This window comes from Pseudomonas sp. 14P_5.3_Bac1, assembly GCF_025466135.1.
Lineage (GTDB): Bacteria > Pseudomonadota > Gammaproteobacteria > Pseudomonadales > Pseudomonadaceae > Aquipseudomonas.
Genome location: NZ_JANLOF010000084.1, coordinates 24128 through 39594 on the forward strand (window position 1 = coordinate 24128; position 15467 = coordinate 39594).

Here is a 15467-nt window from a genome sequence, read left to right on the forward strand (position 1 = left end):
TTAGGAGTGTAAAAGGAGGAGAAACGCGAGTTCGGCGATGTTTTTGACTCAACAACCGCAAATAGCTCATGGAGCTATGGCTTAAAGTTAAAGTGATTTATTAAGAGTAAGATTTTTTTGGTATTACGAAGATGCATCTGCCAATGATTTGGCAGGGAGGGATTCTTGCGTTACTACCGGGTTTCTGCACGAGATTCGGACAGAAGGAAAAAAGGTGGAGAGTCGATCTGTAAGCCGGGTTCTGTCTTGAACAGTCATTCGTCTACGATGGCCATCACTGGACATCTTTAGCAACCTACCCGGTCCCAGCGCGGGCCACGCCTTGGGACCCTATTTGGTCTTGCTCCAAGTGGGGTTTACCTAGCCACGAACTGTTGCCAGTCGTGCGGTGCGCTCTTACCGCACCTTTTCACCCTTACCGGCACCGAAGTGCTTAGGCGGTTATTTTCTGTGGCACTTTCCGTAGGCTCACGCCTCCCAGGCATTACCTGGCACTTCGCCCTATGGAGCCCGGACTTTCCTCCCCCCCCTAATTTTCATAGAAGGCAGCGACTGTCCAATCGACTCTCCGCCGCGCAGGTTAACGGCACGGCGGGCTGAGGACAAGCATTAAAAGTGCAGCAATGCCATCACGTTCGGACGGAATGCCGGTTCGCCCCCGGAACTATTCGGCTTTCTGTTTATCCAGCGCAACCTGATACAGCACATTCTTGCGCACGCCGGTAATTTCAGCGGCCAGCGCCGCAGCCCGCTTGAGGGGCATTTCCTTGAGCAGCAGATCGAGTATGCGCATGGCCTCGCTGCCCACAGCATCCTCATCCTCCGGCGCTGTCCAACCGGCCACCAGCACCACACACTCGCCACGCTGTTGATTGCTGTCGCCTTCGACGAAGGCCCGCAACGCTTCCAACGGCAGGCCCTTGAGGGTTTCGAACGTCTTGGTCAGCTCACGCGCCAGCAGCGCGAGGCGCTCGCCGCCAAACACCAGCTCCATGTCTTGCAGGCATTCAAGGATGCGGTGCGGGGCTTCATAGAAGATCAACGTACGCGGTTCTTCCTTGAGTGCCTGAAGACGCGCGCGGCGCCCAACGGTCTTGGCTGGCAGGAAGCCCTCAAAGATAAAACGATCCGACGGCAACCCGGCAGCCGATAATGCAGCAATCAGCGCGCACGCTCCCGGAACAGGCACTACATTGATACCAGCGGCTCGCGCCTGGCGGACCAAGTGGTAGCCGGGATCGGAAATCAACGGCGTACCGGCATCGGAGATCAGCGCCACATCGTCACCGGCCAGCAGGCGCGTGATAAAACGACTGCCTTCTTCGCGTTCGTTATGTTCGTGGCAGGCAGCCAGGGGCGTGCTGATACCAAAATGCTGCATCAACCGCTGGGAATGCCGCGTGTCTTCCGCCGCGATCAATTTTACGTCGCGCAACACTTTCAGCGCCCGGGCACTGATGTCGTCCAGGTTGCCAATGGGCGTCGCCACGACAAAAAGCGAGCCTGCAGTGGAATTCAAAGGACCTGGAGCAGTCAAAACGCACACCTCGATGGTTGGGAAAAGTCGCATTGTAGCGCGTAGGCGCCTCGATAATATGCCCTCAAGGTCGGCCGTCGATGGCTGTTGGCAGCATTTGCACGACCTAAATCGACGGTTTCACGCCAGTAACATCGCGCCTGGGCCAGTGCTTGGGTACACTTCCACGCTAATTTGATCGGTATCAGGAACACTTACATGATCGCTTGCCTGCGGCTGCTCTCCGCCCTCTGCCTCGCTGCCTTATTGGCTGCCTGTGCCAGCTCGCCCTCGTCCAGCCTTGGCGACCTCCCCCGGACCCCGGATGCCAGTATCGAGCAACTGCTCGAACAGGCTACCTCCGCCAACACGCCAGAAAAGGCCGCGATGCTGCGCCTGAGTGCGGCTGATCTGGCCTACCACCAGAACAACCCTGGGCGTTCGTCGCAGATTCTCGCGCAGGTGCCCCTGGATGTCCTGAAGCCAGCCGCGCAAGTTTTTGCCAGCACCCTGGCCGCCGAACTGGCCATGGCGCGCAATCAGCCCAAAGCTGCATTGGCAGCCCTGAACCATCCCAGCCTGCAAAGCCTGAAGGAGCTGCCGACAGACCAGCAGATCCGTACCGGCACCGTGCATGCCCGCGCCTATGAAGCCGATGGCCAGACCCTGGCCGCCGCGCGTGAGCGTGTCGCCATGGCTCCGCTGCTGACGGGCGACGCTGCCAACAGCAACCACGAAGCCATCTGGGCGCTGATTGCCGCGCTGCCGGCTGACCAGTTGCAAGCCAGCGGCAACCCGACGCTTGATGGCTGGATCAGTCTGGCCAAAGCCGTCAAAGGCGCCGGCACCCTGGAGCAACAACAAGCCGCGATCGACACCTGGCGCGCGCAGAACCCTGGGCACCCGGCCGCAGTGCAACTGCCGACGCCGCTGACCAAGCTCAAGGAACTGGCCAGCCAGCCGCTGAACAAGATCGCCCTGCTACTGCCGCAGGACGGTCCGCTGGCTGCGGTCGGCAAGGCGCTGCGCGAAGGCTTCATGGCGGCTCACTACCAGGCCGAACAAGCCGGGCAGAAACCGCCGGTCATCGAGTTCTATGACAGCTCGCGCCTGACCTCCCTCGACGACTTCTATGCCAAGGCCCAGGCCGCCGGCGTACAACTGGTTGTCGGCCCGCTGGAAAAACCGCTGGTCAAACAACTCGCTGCTCGCCCGCAACTGCCGATCACGACGCTGGCGCTGAACTACAGCGAACTGAATGAAAACCCGCCGCAACTGTTCCAGTTCGGCCTGGCCGCTGAAGACGAAGCCCGCGAAGTCTCGCGCCGTGCCCGCGCCGACGGCCTGCACCGCGCCGCCGCCATGGTGCCGCGTGGCGAATGGGGTGAGCGTGTCTACAAAGCCTTCCGCCAGGATTGGGAAGCCAATGGCGGCACCGTCGTCGGCGTCGAGTACGTTGACCAGCCGGTTGCCCTCGCCCAGCAGATTGCCGACCTGTTCCAGCTGCGCAAAAGCGAAGGTCGCGCCAAGAGCCTGCAAAGCGCCGTTGGCACTGATGTAGCAGCACAACCGTCGCGCCGCCAGGACATCGAGTTCATCTTCCTGGCTGTGACGCCGCAATTGGCCCAGCAGATCAAGCCAACCCTGAACTTCCAGTACGCCGGCGACGTGCCTGTGTATGCGACGTCCCACGTGTTCAGCGCCAGCGGCGACAAGAACCAGTACCTGGACATGACCAACGTCATGTTCTGTGAAACCCCTTGGCTGCTCAACACCACCGACCCGCTGCGCAACCAGGTTGCCGCGCAATGGCCACAAGCCAATGGCAGCCTGGGCCGCCTGTACGCGATGGGCGCCGACGCCTACCGTCTGGCCCCGCGCCTGGGCCAGCTCAAGGCGCTGCCGGATACGCGTGTTGACGGTCTCTCCGGCAGCTTGGGCATCAGCGCCAACCAGCGCGTTGACCGCCAGATGCCGTGGGCGAAATTCGTTGGCGGCGACATCCAGCGCCTGCCGGACACCTCGCGCTGATGCCCGAGCGGTCCAGCGCACAAAGCGGCAAGGATGCCGAACTTCAAGCCCTCCAGTATCTGCAACAACAGGGTCTGCGCCTTCTGGCGCAGAACTGGTTGTGTAAACGCGGTGAGCTTGATCTGGTCATGCTTGACGGCGATACAGTAGTATTCGTCGAAGTCCGCTACAGAAAACACGCACAATGGGGTGGCGCGCTCGCCAGTATCGACGGGCGCAAGCGTCAGAAGCTGATACTCGCCGCGCAGTTTTTCCTGCAAAAAGAGCATCGCTGGGCTGACTCCCCCTGCCGTTTCGATGTGGTTGCCATAGAAAGCACACCGTCTGGCCCCGCTGATCTGAATTGGCTTAAAAATGCCTTCGACAGCTGATTCACCGGACATCTTCACCACACACTTTTGCTCTTTGCTTTGCGGGCTGCACATTCCTGTGCCAAACAGCCGCGCTACTTAAGGTCACACAGATGGACATGCAATCCCGAATTCGCCAGCTTTTCCAGGCCAGCATCGACACCAAGCAACAGGCGATGGACGTACTTGCACCGCACATCGAGCAAGCCAGTCAGGTCATGGTCAATGCCTTGCTCAACGAGGGCAAAATGCTTTCGTGCGGCAACGGCGGTTCGGCCGGTGATGCCCAGCACTTTTCCTCCGAGCTGCTCAACCGCTTCGAGCGCGAGCGCCCGAGCCTGCCGGCCATTGCCTTGACCACCGACACGTCGACGATCACCTCGATCGCCAACGACTACAGCTACAACGAAATCTTCTCCAAACAGATTCGCGCCCTGGGCCAACCCGGCGACGTGCTGCTGGCGATCTCCACCAGCGGCAACTCGGCGAACATTATTCAAGCGATCCAGGCCGCACATGATCGCGAAATGATTGTCGTAGCATTGACCGGTCGCGACGGCGGCGGCATGGCCTCGCTGCTGTTGCCGGAGGACGTTGAAATTCGCGTCCCGGCCAATGTCACTGCACGCATTCAAGAAGTCCACCTGCTGGCGATCCACTGCCTGTGCGATCTGATCGACAGCCAACTGTTCGGGAGTGAAGAATGACCGTTAACCGCCTCAGCCTTTTGGCCATCACGCTGTGCCTTGCCATCAGCGGCTGCAGCACGGCAATCACCGCGACACGTGACACACCGATTCAGGATGACCGGGGCACGCGTACTTTCGGCAGCACAATCGACGACTCGCTCATCGAAACCAAGGTCAAGGTGAACGTCGCCAAGGCCGCTACAGACTTGGGCAACGGCGCCTCGCGCATTGTGGTGACCAGCTTCAACGGCGTGGTACTGCTGGCCGGCCAGACGCCGCGTGCGGAGCTCAAGGCCCAGGCAGAACAAGCCGCCTCGTCGGTTCAGCGGGTCAAGAAGGTCCACAATGAACTGCAGGTCATGGACCCTATTACCCTGCTGGCCATCAGTAACGATGCGTTGCTGACCACCAAAATCAAGGCGCAGATGCTTACCGACAGCGCCGTACCGGGCTCGCGCATCAAAGTCGTCACCGATAACGGCATCGTTTACCTGATGGGCCTGCTGACCCAGGCGGAAGCCACCCGCGCGTCCAACCTGGTTCAGGGTGTCTCCGGCGTACAGAAGATCGTAAAGGTGTTCGAATACATCGACTGATGTGATTCGCAGCCACAAAAAAGGGCGCCGTGCATTGACTGCACGGCGCCCTTTTTAGTGGTCTGCGTTTATTGGTACTGCTGGTACGGGTTGCCCTGGAACTGGTTGTTCTGCTGCGGCGCCTGTTGCTGTTGTTGCTGCTGACCTGGTTGGCCGTATTGCTGGCCAGGGATCGGGCCGAGGTTGACCTCTACGCGACGGTTCTGGGCACGGCCATTCACGTCGGCGTTGCTGGCAATCGGGTTATCCGGGCCGGCACCGCGTGCACTCAGGTTGGTCGGGCTCACGCCTTGGGAGGTCAGGTAGTTGGCCACGCTCTGCGCACGACGCTGGGACAGGTCCATGTTCAACTGGCGGCTGCCGGTACTGTCGGTGTAGCCAACAATCTGGATGGTGTTCTGGTTGAACTGCTTCAGCGAGTTCGCCAGGTTGTTCAGCGGCGTATAGAAGCTGCTGGCGATCGCGTCCGAGTTGGTGGCAAAGGTAATGTTACCCGGCATGATCAGCTTGATCTGGTCGCCCTGGCGCTGCACTTCAACACCGGTGTTGGCCATGCTTTCACGCAGTTTCTTTTCCTGCTGGTCGGCGTAATAACCGTAACCGGCGGCGCCGATACCGGCGATTGCACCACCGATCAGTGCACCCTTGCCACGGTTGTTATGGTCGATGGCAGCACCGGCCAATGCGCCAGCCAGCGCACCCAGGCCGCCGTACTTGGCGGTTTTGCTGATACCGCCTTGCGAACCATCATTTGCCTGCCCCTGGCTGCCGTCGTAAGGATTAGGCGAGGCGCAACCGGACAACAGGGCTACGGCGGTGGCAACAACAAGAAGACGACGCGGAGTAAACATGAAGGGAGCTCCTACTTTTGCATTCTGTGGTGCAAAGGACATTGGCAATGGACCTGTGCCGGGTTTTGAACGCGACAAACGGTAAAAATTCCGTGGCCATCGCCCCTGCTGTGACAAAGGCGGGCCAGCATCACCGCTAAGTAAACCGTATCAGACCCAGGCTGAACGCAAGCTGCGACGACGATTCTTTGTATAGAACAGCCCCAGCCCCGTGGTTATTCCCTACGCCCGCACAAACGGATTCTCACGCATCTCATCGCCCAACCGGGTGTCCGGCCCGTGCCCGGTAACCACCGTCGCGCCCTCATCCAGGGTGTACAAACGCTGCTTGATCGAACGCACGATGGTCGCCTGGTCCCCGCCCCACAGGTCGGTCCGCCCCACGCCGCGCTTGAACAACGTGTCGCCGGCAATCAACAACTTGGCATCGGCAAACCAGAAGCTCATCGAACCCGGTGTATGCCCTGGCGTGTGCAAGGCCACGCCGCAACCGCAGGCCAACGCCTCATCATCTTCCAGCCAGCGATCCGGCGACGGCACCGGCGTATAAGGCACGCGAAACATCTGGCATTGCATTTCCAGGTTATCCCACAGGAATTTATCGTCCTTGTGCAGATGCAAGGTGGCGCCCGTTTTCTCTTTCAATTGGCCGGAGGCCAGGAAGTGATCGAGGTGCGCATGGGTATGGATGATGCTCACCACCTTGAGGCCCAACGCCTCCAGGCGAGCCAGGATCAGCTCATGATTGCCGCCGGGGTCGACCACGATGGCGTTTTTGGTGATCGGGTCACCGATGATGGTGCAGTTGCACTGCAACGGGCCGACGGGGAAGGTTTCGCGAATCAGGGCTGGGAGCTGAGACATCAGAGCGAACTCGATCATTTGTAAGTCAGCGATTTTGGCACAAATGCGTTGCTCCCTACCCCAACAACCCCATCTCCTGCGCCCGCGCTACCGCCTGGGTTCGGCGCTCCACGCCCAGCTTGCTGTTGATATGGCTGGCGTGGGTTTTCACCGTGTGCAGGGAGATAAACAACTGGTTGCTGATCTCCTGGTTTGAGCAGCCTTGGGCGATCAGTTGCAGCACTGCCAGCTCGCGGGTGCTGAGGGTTTCATGGGTGGGCAAGGCCTCGGCGGCGGCAACCACCGGCAGCAGCGCCAACAGGTTTTGATTCAACAACGCATGCGGGGTCTTGCCGAGTTGTTCGCGCATCCAGTCAGGGTAACGCTCCAGCAGCCGCTGGAACGGTTGCAGTGCGCCACCAGCGCCCGTCTCAAGCGCCTGGGCCACGATTGGCCGCGCCTTGGCTTCATGGCCGCACTCCAGCAATACATTCGCCTGCTGGGTCAGGGCCATCAGGGCAATCATCTGGCGCCCGCTGTTATGCGCCTGCTGTGCCAGCTCTTCGAGGCGCTGCAGGGCCGCAGCCGGTTGATGGCGGATCGCATCGAGTGCGGCCTGCTGCAGCCCGATGTGTTGCGCCAGGTGTGGATGAAACTCCGGTGCGGCGGCGGCGTGCTCACCGTTATAGGTCTGCCCCAGGCGGGTCAGCCAGGCGTCGGCAAGGTCGGTGCGGCCTTGGGCCAGCCATAATTCGCATTTGATCAGGGTGATCATCGCCAGGTAATAGATCGGCGGCACGTCCCAGATATGCATCAGGCGCTCGGCTTCGGCGAGTTCGGCGAAGGCCTTGGCGAAATCACCGCGCCGCCCTTCGAAATTGGCAATCACACAATGCCCGATGAGTACGCTGATATCGCGGCAGGCACGGGCTTCGCTCAGGCCGGCACGCAAACGGGCAAGGCCAGCGTCAGACTGATAACGCACCAGCAGCAAATAACCTTCGTAGAGCGATAACCGCGCACGTACGGCGTACAGCCGTTGGGGCGCAAGGCCCTGCAGGCGTTGCAACCCCTGGCGCACTTCGTCCAGAGAACGCAGAATTTCGCCGCGCGCCTGCAACACGCGCGCGCGGTCGTAATGGGCCAGGGCCTCGAACAGCGGGTTGCCAACGCGCTGCGCCAGCTCCAGGGATTCGCGATTCAGGCCACGCGCGCGCCACAGGTCGGCATCCACAATAGCCAAGTTGGACAGGGTCGACAGGCACATCAGGCGCTGGCCATAGCGTTTGTGCGGCAGGCTTTCCAACGCCTCGCTGCAGTAACGCTGGGTCAACTCACGATCACCTCGCCCACGGGCGATGATCCCGCTCAGCGCCAACCATTGGGCCAGCATCGACTTTTGCGCAGTGGCCGACGGCGCCGGCAGGAAGCGACTGAGGTAGCCTGACAATTCTTCCGCCGCATCCAACTGGCACGCCAACCCCAGCGCCCAACTGTAGAGCACGATCAAGCGCGGCGTGCTGATCAGCAGGCTGTCGGGCAAGTCCATCTTCCAGCGCAGCAGCATGCCCACATTCTGCTCGGCCAGCAGTTGCTCCTCTGACAGGTTCTGCACCAGGTTTGCCGCCACATCGAGGTGCCCGGCGCGCAACGCCTGCTCAACGGCTTCGTCGATAAAACCCTGGGCGTTGAACCAACGACAGGCCCGCAAATGCAGGCTGGCAATCGGCAAGGTGGCATTGCTCGCGCGGCGCGTGCGCAGCAAATCGGAAAACAAATGGTGGTAACGGTACCAATGGCCCTGTTCGTCCAGCGGCACCAAAAACACCTGATGGGCCTGCAGATAGCGCAGGATTTCCGCGCTGTCGTGGGCCTCGCGCACGGCGTCGCACAGCTCGCCGCAGAAACGATCCTGAGGCGCCGTGTCGTACAGGAACGCCTGCACTTCAACCGGCAGGCAGTCGATGACCTCTTCGAGCAGGTAATCGCGAATCAGCCCTTCGCCACCGTGCAAGCTGTGCGGCAACGCGCTTTCATTGCCCGCTTCGGCGATGGCCAACAGCCAGAAACGCAGGCCGGCGACCCACCCTTCACTGCGCCGGATCAGGTTGTCCAGCGCCTCGCCGCGCAACGAGCTGCTGTGCCGAGCCAGCACGGCCAGCGATTCGTCGTGGGTCAGGCGCAGGTCTTGTTCATGCAGCTCCAGCAGGTGCCGGGACAGCCGCAGGCGCGCCAGGTGCCAGTCGGGACGTTGGCGGCTGGTGACCATGACCACCAGCCCATCGGGTAAATGATTCAGGAAAAACTGCAGGCAACGATCCAGCACCGGGCCTTGGGCCAGATGGTAGTCATCCAGTACCAGCAACAAGGGCGCGCGCGTGGACAAGTGCAACGTCAGCTCATCGAGCAGGCCGTCGAGCCATTCTTCAAAGGCAAAGGGTTGGTGACGCTGGCGCATCTTCAGCAGGCCCAGGGATTGGGCGCCGAGTTGCGGGAAGTACTGTTGCAAACCGTCGAGCAGGCGCTCGAGGAAACGGCCCGGGTCGTTATCGCGCGGGCTCAGGCCCAGCCACAGGCTTTGCCAATGCGCCGGCAACCCCTGGCAGAACTCCACCGCCAGCGAACTCTTGCCGAACCCCGCCGGAGCGCTGACCAGTAGCAGTCGCCCCTCCAGACCAGCACTCAGCCGCTCGCACAGGCGCGGGCGCAGCACATAGCCGTCAGGCAAAGGTGGCCTGTAGAAGCGCGCTTCCAGCGTCGGAATTACTGCGCTTGCAGGCCCTTGGATTCGGGACAGATCAGTCATCGCCGGGCTCTTGTAGAAGGCTGTTGTCGGCATTGCAGATGTCCGCAGACTAGCGGTAAAAACGGCGGGTTTGTAGATCTTTGCAACATTTACCTGAAAAAGAACTACGACAAAAAATGTGGGAGCTGCCTAGCGCAAGGCTGGCTTGTGTGGGACTGGCTTGCCTGCGATAGCATCAACTTGGTGTAACTGATACACCGAGGCGCCTGCATCGCGGGCAAGCCCGACTCCCACACAAGCCAGCTTTACACAAGCCAGCTCCCACATCGTCGAGTGAGTGTTGCTTAGCGCACGCCATCCTGGCGCAGGGCCGCCGGGGTGAAGTCGCTGGTGGTGGCGGTGAAGCCGAAGTCATACGCCTGCTTCTCTTCGTTCTTCATGCCCAGGGCCAGGTAGCGGCCGGACTGCAGGTCGTAGAGGGTTTCGAGGGCATACCACGGCACTTGTTTGTCGTAGTAGTTCTCGGCGTGAGCTTCAGCCACGCGCCACAGTTGGCCACGGCCGTCGTAGTGGTCGATCACCGCGGCTTGCCAGGTGTCTTCGTCGATGAAGAAATCACGCTTGGCGTAGATGTGGCGCTGGCCTTCCTTCAAGGTTGCGACCACGTGCCAGACGCGGCGCAGCTCATAACGTGCCAGGTCCTGGTTGATATGGCCGGCCTTGATGATGTCGACGTACTTGAGCTTCGGGTCGTCGATCTTGTAGCTGTTGGAGGCGATGTAGATTTCTTTTTTGCCTTCCAGCTTCCAGTCGTAGCGGTCCGGTGCGCCGTTGTACATGTCGAGGTTGTCGGAGGTACGCAGACCATCGGCAGCGGTGCCCGGCCCGTCATAGGACACTTGCGGCGCCCGGCGAACACGGCGTTGGCCGGCGTTGTAGACCCACGCCGAACGCGGCTCCTTCACCTGGTCGAGAGTTTCGTGCACCAGCAGCACACCACCGGCCAGACGTGCCGGCGCGGTCACTTGCTGCTTGAAGTAGAACAGCACGTTGCCCGGGTTTTTCGGGTCGTAGTCCTTCATCTTGTCGCGGAACACAAACTGATCGCGAAAGTACACCAGGCTGAACGAGCCGTTGGTTTGCGGCGTGGCCTGAGTGACCAGACGCGTCACGCTGCCGCCACGATAGCGGGTGATGTGGTTCCAGATCACTTCCACGCCGCTTTTCGGGATCGGAAACGGAACCGCGGTTTCGAAATTTTCCAGGCCGTTGCCGCCAGACACAAGGTTGGTGTTGGTGGCGTTCTTCTTGATGGCGGCGAACACATCAGCCGGCACGGTGGCGCCGCGATGGGTCGGGTAGACCGGCATCTTGAAGGTGTCCGGGTAACGCTTGAACATCGCGTACTGCCCCGGCGCCAGCTTGTCCTTGTACTGCTCGACGTTCTGCGCAGTGATCGTGAATTGCGGCTGCTCGCTGGCATACGGGTTGGCGAGGAAGCCACGGGCATCCACGGCGCCGGCATTGGTGGGCAACGGTGACCATTTGGGGATGGTGCCGGCCGCGTTACCGGCCATCTCTGCGCCCATCGGGGTCAGGGTCGTGCCCAACTTGGCGGCTTCATCGGCCGAGACTGCCGCCATGACGCTACCCGCCATGATCGACAGCCCAAGCACACCCACGTGCAACAGACTTTTAGTTATTTTCATGTTCTGGCTCTTCCTGAAATGCATGCATCTGAAAAAGAAAGTCTTAGAAGTTCACGCCGGCGCTCAAGGCGATAAAGTCGCGATCGTCCACCGTGGTGAACCGGCCACCAAAGAAGTTGGTGTAGTTCAGGCCGACGGTGTAGGTGTTCTGGTACTCGGCATCGACGCCCAGGCTGACGGCCTTGCGACCCTCTTCAAAGTTGCCGCCAGGGCCTGGCGAATACCCTTTGACGTCATGAGACCAGGCCACGTTGGGCTTGAGGTTCACACCGGCAAACACATCCGGGTATTCCCAGATCGCCCGGGCGCGATAACCCCAGGACGTCGCGGTGGTGTAGCCGTCGTTGTTGCAGTTGGTGTTCAAGCCGGATGCATTCGGCAGGCCCGCACCTTGAGCGGTCGAATTGTTCAGCGCGTTGCAGAAACCACCCGGCAGCGTGCCAGGGCCGAACACTGGATCACGGCCATAACGCGCAGTGTTTTTGCTTTCCAAGCCGCCCACATGGGTTACGCCGATTTCGCCCACGGTGGTCAGGCGGGTCGCGCCCATCACCTGGTCGAAGAAGTGCGTGAAGGTGGTCTGGAACTGGGTCACTTCCTTGCGGTTGTAGCCGTGCAGGTCTTGGCCCGGTGTGCCCTTGAGCACCGATGCATTTTCATAGCCCCGAATCGGCGTAACGCCCGCATACAGAATATCGGTGGTGCTCAGTTGTACCGGCGCGTTTGGCCGGTAGCTCAATTCACCACTCCAGGCGGTGCCGGTAGGCAGCGTGGTGGAGAAGCTCAGGCCGTAGAGGCGGATATCTTCCGGGTACTCGACAAAGTACTGGGAACTGCCGGCCACGATCAACGGACGCAAAGCCGCCAGTTGCCCCAGCGGACGGGTGTAGGCCGAGTTAGGCGCACCTGTCGCGCTGAAGATCGGCGCACGGCTGTGGTAGTTCATGAAGTACGCGCCGAATTCGGTGTCCAGCGGTTCGAAGTTGTAGTGCATGGCCACGCCGAACTGGCCGCTGTCCCGTGCATCACGGTCACCGCCACGTTTTACCAGCACGCCCTCATTGTTAACGTCCACACCCAGAGCATTCAATGTCGGCAAGGCCGCACCAGGGATGGTGGAACGCTTGTTCAAGACCCGCAGGTTATTGCTGCAACCGTCGGCAATCACGTCTGGCTGGGAGAAGAACGTGCCGCAGTTATCCACCACGGTCTGGTCCCACTCCAACTGGTAGAACGCCTCTGCGGAAAGGTTGTCGGTGAGGGTCTGGGACACGTAGAACATATTGACCGGAATCAAGCCTTCCTTGATCTCGGCGCCCGGACGACGGAATGCAGACACGTCGATCGGGTTGATCGAGTTGATACCGCCACCAATGAACGTACTTTCGCCCCAGCTCACTACCTGCTTGCCGAAGCGCACGCTGCCTGGCTCATCGGCAACGGTGTAGTTGTGATAAATGAACGCATCGAGAATCTGCCCGCCCGAGGACTTGGCGCCCTCTTTGCGGTTGTTGTTGCTGACGTTCTTGAAGTCCAGGTCTTCGTTTTGCAGCGCGAAGTCGTACCAGTACTTGCCACGTACAAAGATGCCGGTGTCGCCGTATTTCAATTCAAGGTCATGGATGCCCTTGAAGATCTTCGAGAAGGAATCACCCTTGTTGAAGTTCAGGTGGCCGTCATCGGAGGTCTGTGAAAGCCCCTTGCCGCCGTTGTTGACACCAATCAGGTCTTTATTGCGACCCGCAGTCGACCAGCTCGCCCCCACCGACAGGGATGAGTCAAAGCTGCCTTCGATTTCACCGATGTTGAAACTGACGCCGAATGCGGGCCCGGCGAGCGTAGAAGCGAGACTGACGGCCAGGGGCAGTCTTGCCCGGCGCCAGAACTGGTTTACTGAGGTCATCGACGCTACTCCATGTGCATTATTGTTATGGCAGTGAGTTCTTTCTTCTGGATGCGTGTAACGGCCGGAATACAACGATTCCAATGCCGAACGGCAACCGAGCCCCCATGGCCCGAAGCGCAACATCCTTGAAAAACTCTGAGATGGACTATAGCCAGCAGGGGGTACCGCTTGATCCCTCTAAAGTGTGATTTGCATCACCAACCCGTCTGCCACAGTCCTTTCGCCACGCCGACGAAGGCCGGCGCGGCAAGGATGGCTGAAAATTGGCAAATCACAAGTGAAGGCTTGAGATAGAGCATTGCCGCGCCCGATCGGGCGCGGCGAGGGGCATCAGAGGGTGGACAGGAACGTGCTGTTATTGGCCTGCCATTCAATGATGTCGATACGGATACGTTTTTTGTCGAGCTTGCCGACACTGGTCTTGGGAATTTCAGTAACAACGGCAATCTGGCTTGGAATCGCCCACTTGCTCAAATGGCCCAGTTCGACAAAAGGCTTGAGGTGTTCCTTGAGCTCGCGAGCACCTATCACATGGCCATCACGGACCACCAGCAACGCAAACGGGCGCTCGCCCCACTGCGGGTCGGCGATGCCCACCACCGCTACTTCGCGTACCGCCGGGTGACGGCTGACCAGGTCTTCGAGGGCCAGGGAGGAGATCCACTCGCCGCCGGTCTTGATCACATCCTTGATGCGGTCGCGAATGTCGATCACGCCAAATGCATCGAGGGTGGCCACATCGCCGGTGTGCATCCAGCCACCCTCCCACAGCTCGGCGCCCTTTTGCGGCTCGTTGTAATAGCCCTCGGTCAGCCACGGTGCGCGCAGCACCAGCTCACCCTGGGACTCGCCGTCAGCGGGCAGGAAGTTGCCTTCGCTGTCGACAATCGCCGCTTCCACCAACGGCCCGGGCACGCCAGCCTTGATGCGGTAGGTGGTGCGCTCGTCCTCGGTGCCGGCCATCAGTTCTTCGTTGAGGTGGGCACACGACACCAGCGGCCCGGTTTCGGACATGCCGTACGCGGCAGTCAGTTGAATACCGCGCGCCTTGGCGGCTTCATACAGCGTGCGATTAAGCGCGCTGCCGCCGATGACGATTTTCCAGCCGCCAAAATCCACGCCTTGCGCCGCCTTGGCGTTGAGCACCATTTGCAGGATGGTCGGCACGCAGTGGGAGAAGGTGACCTTTTCCTTGCGCCACAACTCCACCAGGTATTCCGGGTCGTAGCGGCCCGGATAGACCTGCTTCAAACCGAGCATGGTTGCCACGTACGGCAAGCCCCAGGCGTGCACGTGGAACATCGGCGTGATCGGCATGTACACGTCGTTGGTGCCCAGCAGGCGCACGCTGTCGACGCTGCCCATGATCGTAGCAACGCCCATGGTGTGCAGCACCAGTTGGCGGTGGGTGAAGTACACGCCTTTGGGGTTGCCGGTGGTGCCGGTGGTGTAGAAGGTGGTGGCGACGGAGTTTTCGTCGAAGTCCTGGAAGTCGTACGTGGGGCTGGCGGCCGCCAGCAGGGTTTCGTACTCGCCGACCAGGTTGGGCAGCTCGGCGGTTTTTTCGTCGCCGTCGGTGAGCAGCAGCGTTTTGTCGACCGTGGTCAGGTGGCCGGCGATGGCCTGGTAAAGCCCCACGAACTCGCTGTTGACCAGCACGAAGCGGTCCTCGGCGTGGTTCATGGTGTAGAGAATTTGTTCCGGCGACAGACGCACGTTGATGGTGTGGATTACTGCGCCGATCATCGGGATGGCGAACATGCATTCCAGGTAACGGTGGCTGTCCCAGTCCATCACGGCGACGGTGTCACCGGCCTTGACCCCGGCCTCGGTCAGCACGTTGGCCAGGCGCGCGACGCGCTCGATGAGGGTGGGGTAGGTGTAACGCAGTTTGTCACGGTAGATGATTTCCCGGGTTTTTTCGTAGCGGGTCCCGGACATCAGCAAGCGCTTGATCAACAGTGGGTATTGGTAAGCGCCTTCGGCGGGTGGGATAACACGGGTCTGCAACATACGAATCCCTTATCTGACTGCACGGTCTTGGCTTGAAGACCTGCACTTTAGAGAGCTTATGTGTCAGCTAAATCAGCCAAAGGAATGATTTGCAGAGGCCGATGAATGCTAGCTTTGAGCCATCATCCAGGTGTTGCCGGGCTGGGGGCATATCCGTTATTTGGGTGATGGCCGCTTGGGGTTCCGCCCTTACGGCGGGTCACTTTTGAAAAGAGCC

General features: G+C 60.4%; 11 protein-coding genes and 1 other RNA gene. 4 read left to right on the top strand and 8 right to left on the bottom strand.

The window, feature by feature from the left end:
* Window positions 1-214 precede the first annotated feature (214 nt).
* Window positions 215-568: RNase P RNA component class A (rnpB, locus tag NTD89_RS24840), an RNA gene on the bottom strand.
* 96 nt (window positions 569-664) lie between these two features.
* Window positions 665-1570, bottom strand: a complete 906-nt coding sequence (gene rsmI, locus NTD89_RS24845; RefSeq protein ID WP_262210207.1) for a 16S rRNA (cytidine(1402)-2'-O)-methyltransferase — start codon at window positions 1568-1570, stop codon at window positions 665-667.
* Between the two features lie 165 nt (window positions 1571-1735).
* Between rsmI and NTD89_RS24850 the strand changes: the two genes are divergently transcribed.
* The 4 genes from NTD89_RS24850 to NTD89_RS24865 all read left to right on the top strand — a co-directional run bounded on the left by NTD89_RS24850 (window position 1736) and on the right by NTD89_RS24865 (window position 5182).
* Entirely contained in the window at window positions 1736-3547 is a 1812-nt protein-coding gene (locus NTD89_RS24850) for a penicillin-binding protein activator (RefSeq protein WP_145166210.1), read from the top strand.
* A complete protein-coding gene (locus NTD89_RS24855; RefSeq protein ID WP_145166209.1) occupies window positions 3547-3918 on the top strand; it encodes a YraN family protein in 372 nt (123 codons plus the stop codon). Before NTD89_RS24850 ends, NTD89_RS24855 begins: the two co-directional genes overlap by 1 nt.
* A gap of 92 nt (window positions 3919-4010) precedes the next feature.
* A complete protein-coding gene (locus NTD89_RS24860) occupies window positions 4011-4604 on the top strand; it encodes a phosphoheptose isomerase (RefSeq protein WP_003216190.1) in 594 nt (197 codons plus the stop codon).
* Entirely contained in the window at window positions 4601-5182 is a 582-nt protein-coding gene (locus NTD89_RS24865) for a BON domain-containing protein (RefSeq protein WP_106579572.1), read from the top strand. Before NTD89_RS24860 ends, NTD89_RS24865 begins: the two co-directional genes overlap by 4 nt.
* Before the next feature lie 68 nt (window positions 5183-5250).
* On the opposite strand, the gene NTD89_RS24870 is transcribed toward NTD89_RS24865, so the two are convergent.
* The 6 genes from NTD89_RS24870 to NTD89_RS24895 form a co-directional block, all read right to left on the bottom strand.
* Complete coding sequence (locus NTD89_RS24870) at window positions 5251-6033, bottom strand: OmpA family protein (protein WP_106579573.1); 783 nt, start codon at window positions 6031-6033, stop codon at window positions 5251-5253.
* A gap of 222 nt (window positions 6034-6255) precedes the next feature.
* Window positions 6256-6897 carry an MBL fold metallo-hydrolase gene (locus NTD89_RS24875; protein WP_262210211.1) on the bottom strand — a complete coding sequence of 214 codons (642 nt, stop codon included), beginning with the start codon at window positions 6895-6897 and terminating at the stop codon, window positions 6256-6258.
* Between the two features lie 55 nt (window positions 6898-6952).
* Window positions 6953-9682 (bottom strand): LuxR C-terminal-related transcriptional regulator, encoded by a 2730-nt coding sequence (locus NTD89_RS24880; protein ID WP_262210213.1) that lies wholly within the window; start codon window positions 9680-9682, stop codon window positions 6953-6955.
* A gap of 284 nt (window positions 9683-9966) precedes the next feature.
* Window positions 9967-11331 (bottom strand): DUF1329 domain-containing protein, encoded by a 1365-nt coding sequence (locus NTD89_RS24885; protein WP_106579575.1) that lies wholly within the window; start codon window positions 11329-11331, stop codon window positions 9967-9969.
* A 43-nt stretch (window positions 11332-11374) separates the two neighbouring features.
* Window positions 11375-13234, bottom strand: coding sequence for a DUF1302 domain-containing protein (locus NTD89_RS24890; RefSeq protein WP_106579576.1), 1860 nt, complete (start codon window positions 13232-13234; stop codon window positions 11375-11377).
* Window positions 13235-13567: 333 nt separating this feature from the next.
* Window positions 13568-15250, bottom strand: a complete 1683-nt coding sequence (locus tag NTD89_RS24895; RefSeq protein WP_242194669.1) for a fatty acid--CoA ligase — start codon at window positions 15248-15250, stop codon at window positions 13568-13570.
* Window positions 15251-15467: the final 217 nt, after the last annotated feature.

What these genes read in the sequence shown, in the direction of transcription:
- rsmI (WP_262210207.1), bottom strand. Translation starts at nt 1,570, where the DNA reads ATGCGACTTTTCCCAACCATCGAGGTGTGCGTTTTGACTGCTCCAGGT.
- NTD89_RS24850 (WP_145166210.1), top strand. Translation starts at nt 1,736, where the DNA reads ATGATCGCTTGCCTGCGGCTGCTCTCCGCCCTCTGCCTCGCTGCCTTA.
- NTD89_RS24855 (WP_145166209.1), top strand. Translation starts at nt 3,547, where the DNA reads ATGCCCGAGCGGTCCAGCGCACAAAGCGGCAAGGATGCCGAACTTCAA.
- NTD89_RS24860 (WP_003216190.1), top strand. Translation starts at nt 4,011, where the DNA reads ATGGACATGCAATCCCGAATTCGCCAGCTTTTCCAGGCCAGCATCGAC.
- NTD89_RS24865 (WP_106579572.1), top strand. Translation starts at nt 4,601, where the DNA reads ATGACCGTTAACCGCCTCAGCCTTTTGGCCATCACGCTGTGCCTTGCC.
- NTD89_RS24870 (WP_106579573.1), bottom strand. Translation starts at nt 6,033, where the DNA reads ATGTTTACTCCGCGTCGTCTTCTTGTTGTTGCCACCGCCGTAGCCCTG.
- NTD89_RS24875 (WP_262210211.1), bottom strand. Translation starts at nt 6,897, where the DNA reads ATGTCTCAGCTCCCAGCCCTGATTCGCGAAACCTTCCCCGTCGGCCCG.
- NTD89_RS24880 (WP_262210213.1), bottom strand. Translation starts at nt 9,682, where the DNA reads ATGACTGATCTGTCCCGAATCCAAGGGCCTGCAAGCGCAGTAATTCCG.
- NTD89_RS24885 (WP_106579575.1), bottom strand. Translation starts at nt 11,331, where the DNA reads ATGAAAATAACTAAAAGTCTGTTGCACGTGGGTGTGCTTGGGCTGTCG.
- NTD89_RS24890 (WP_106579576.1), bottom strand. Translation starts at nt 13,234, where the DNA reads ATGACCTCAGTAAACCAGTTCTGGCGCCGGGCAAGACTGCCCCTGGCC.
- NTD89_RS24895 (WP_242194669.1), bottom strand. Translation starts at nt 15,250, where the DNA reads ATGTTGCAGACCCGTGTTATCCCACCCGCCGAAGGCGCTTACCAATAC.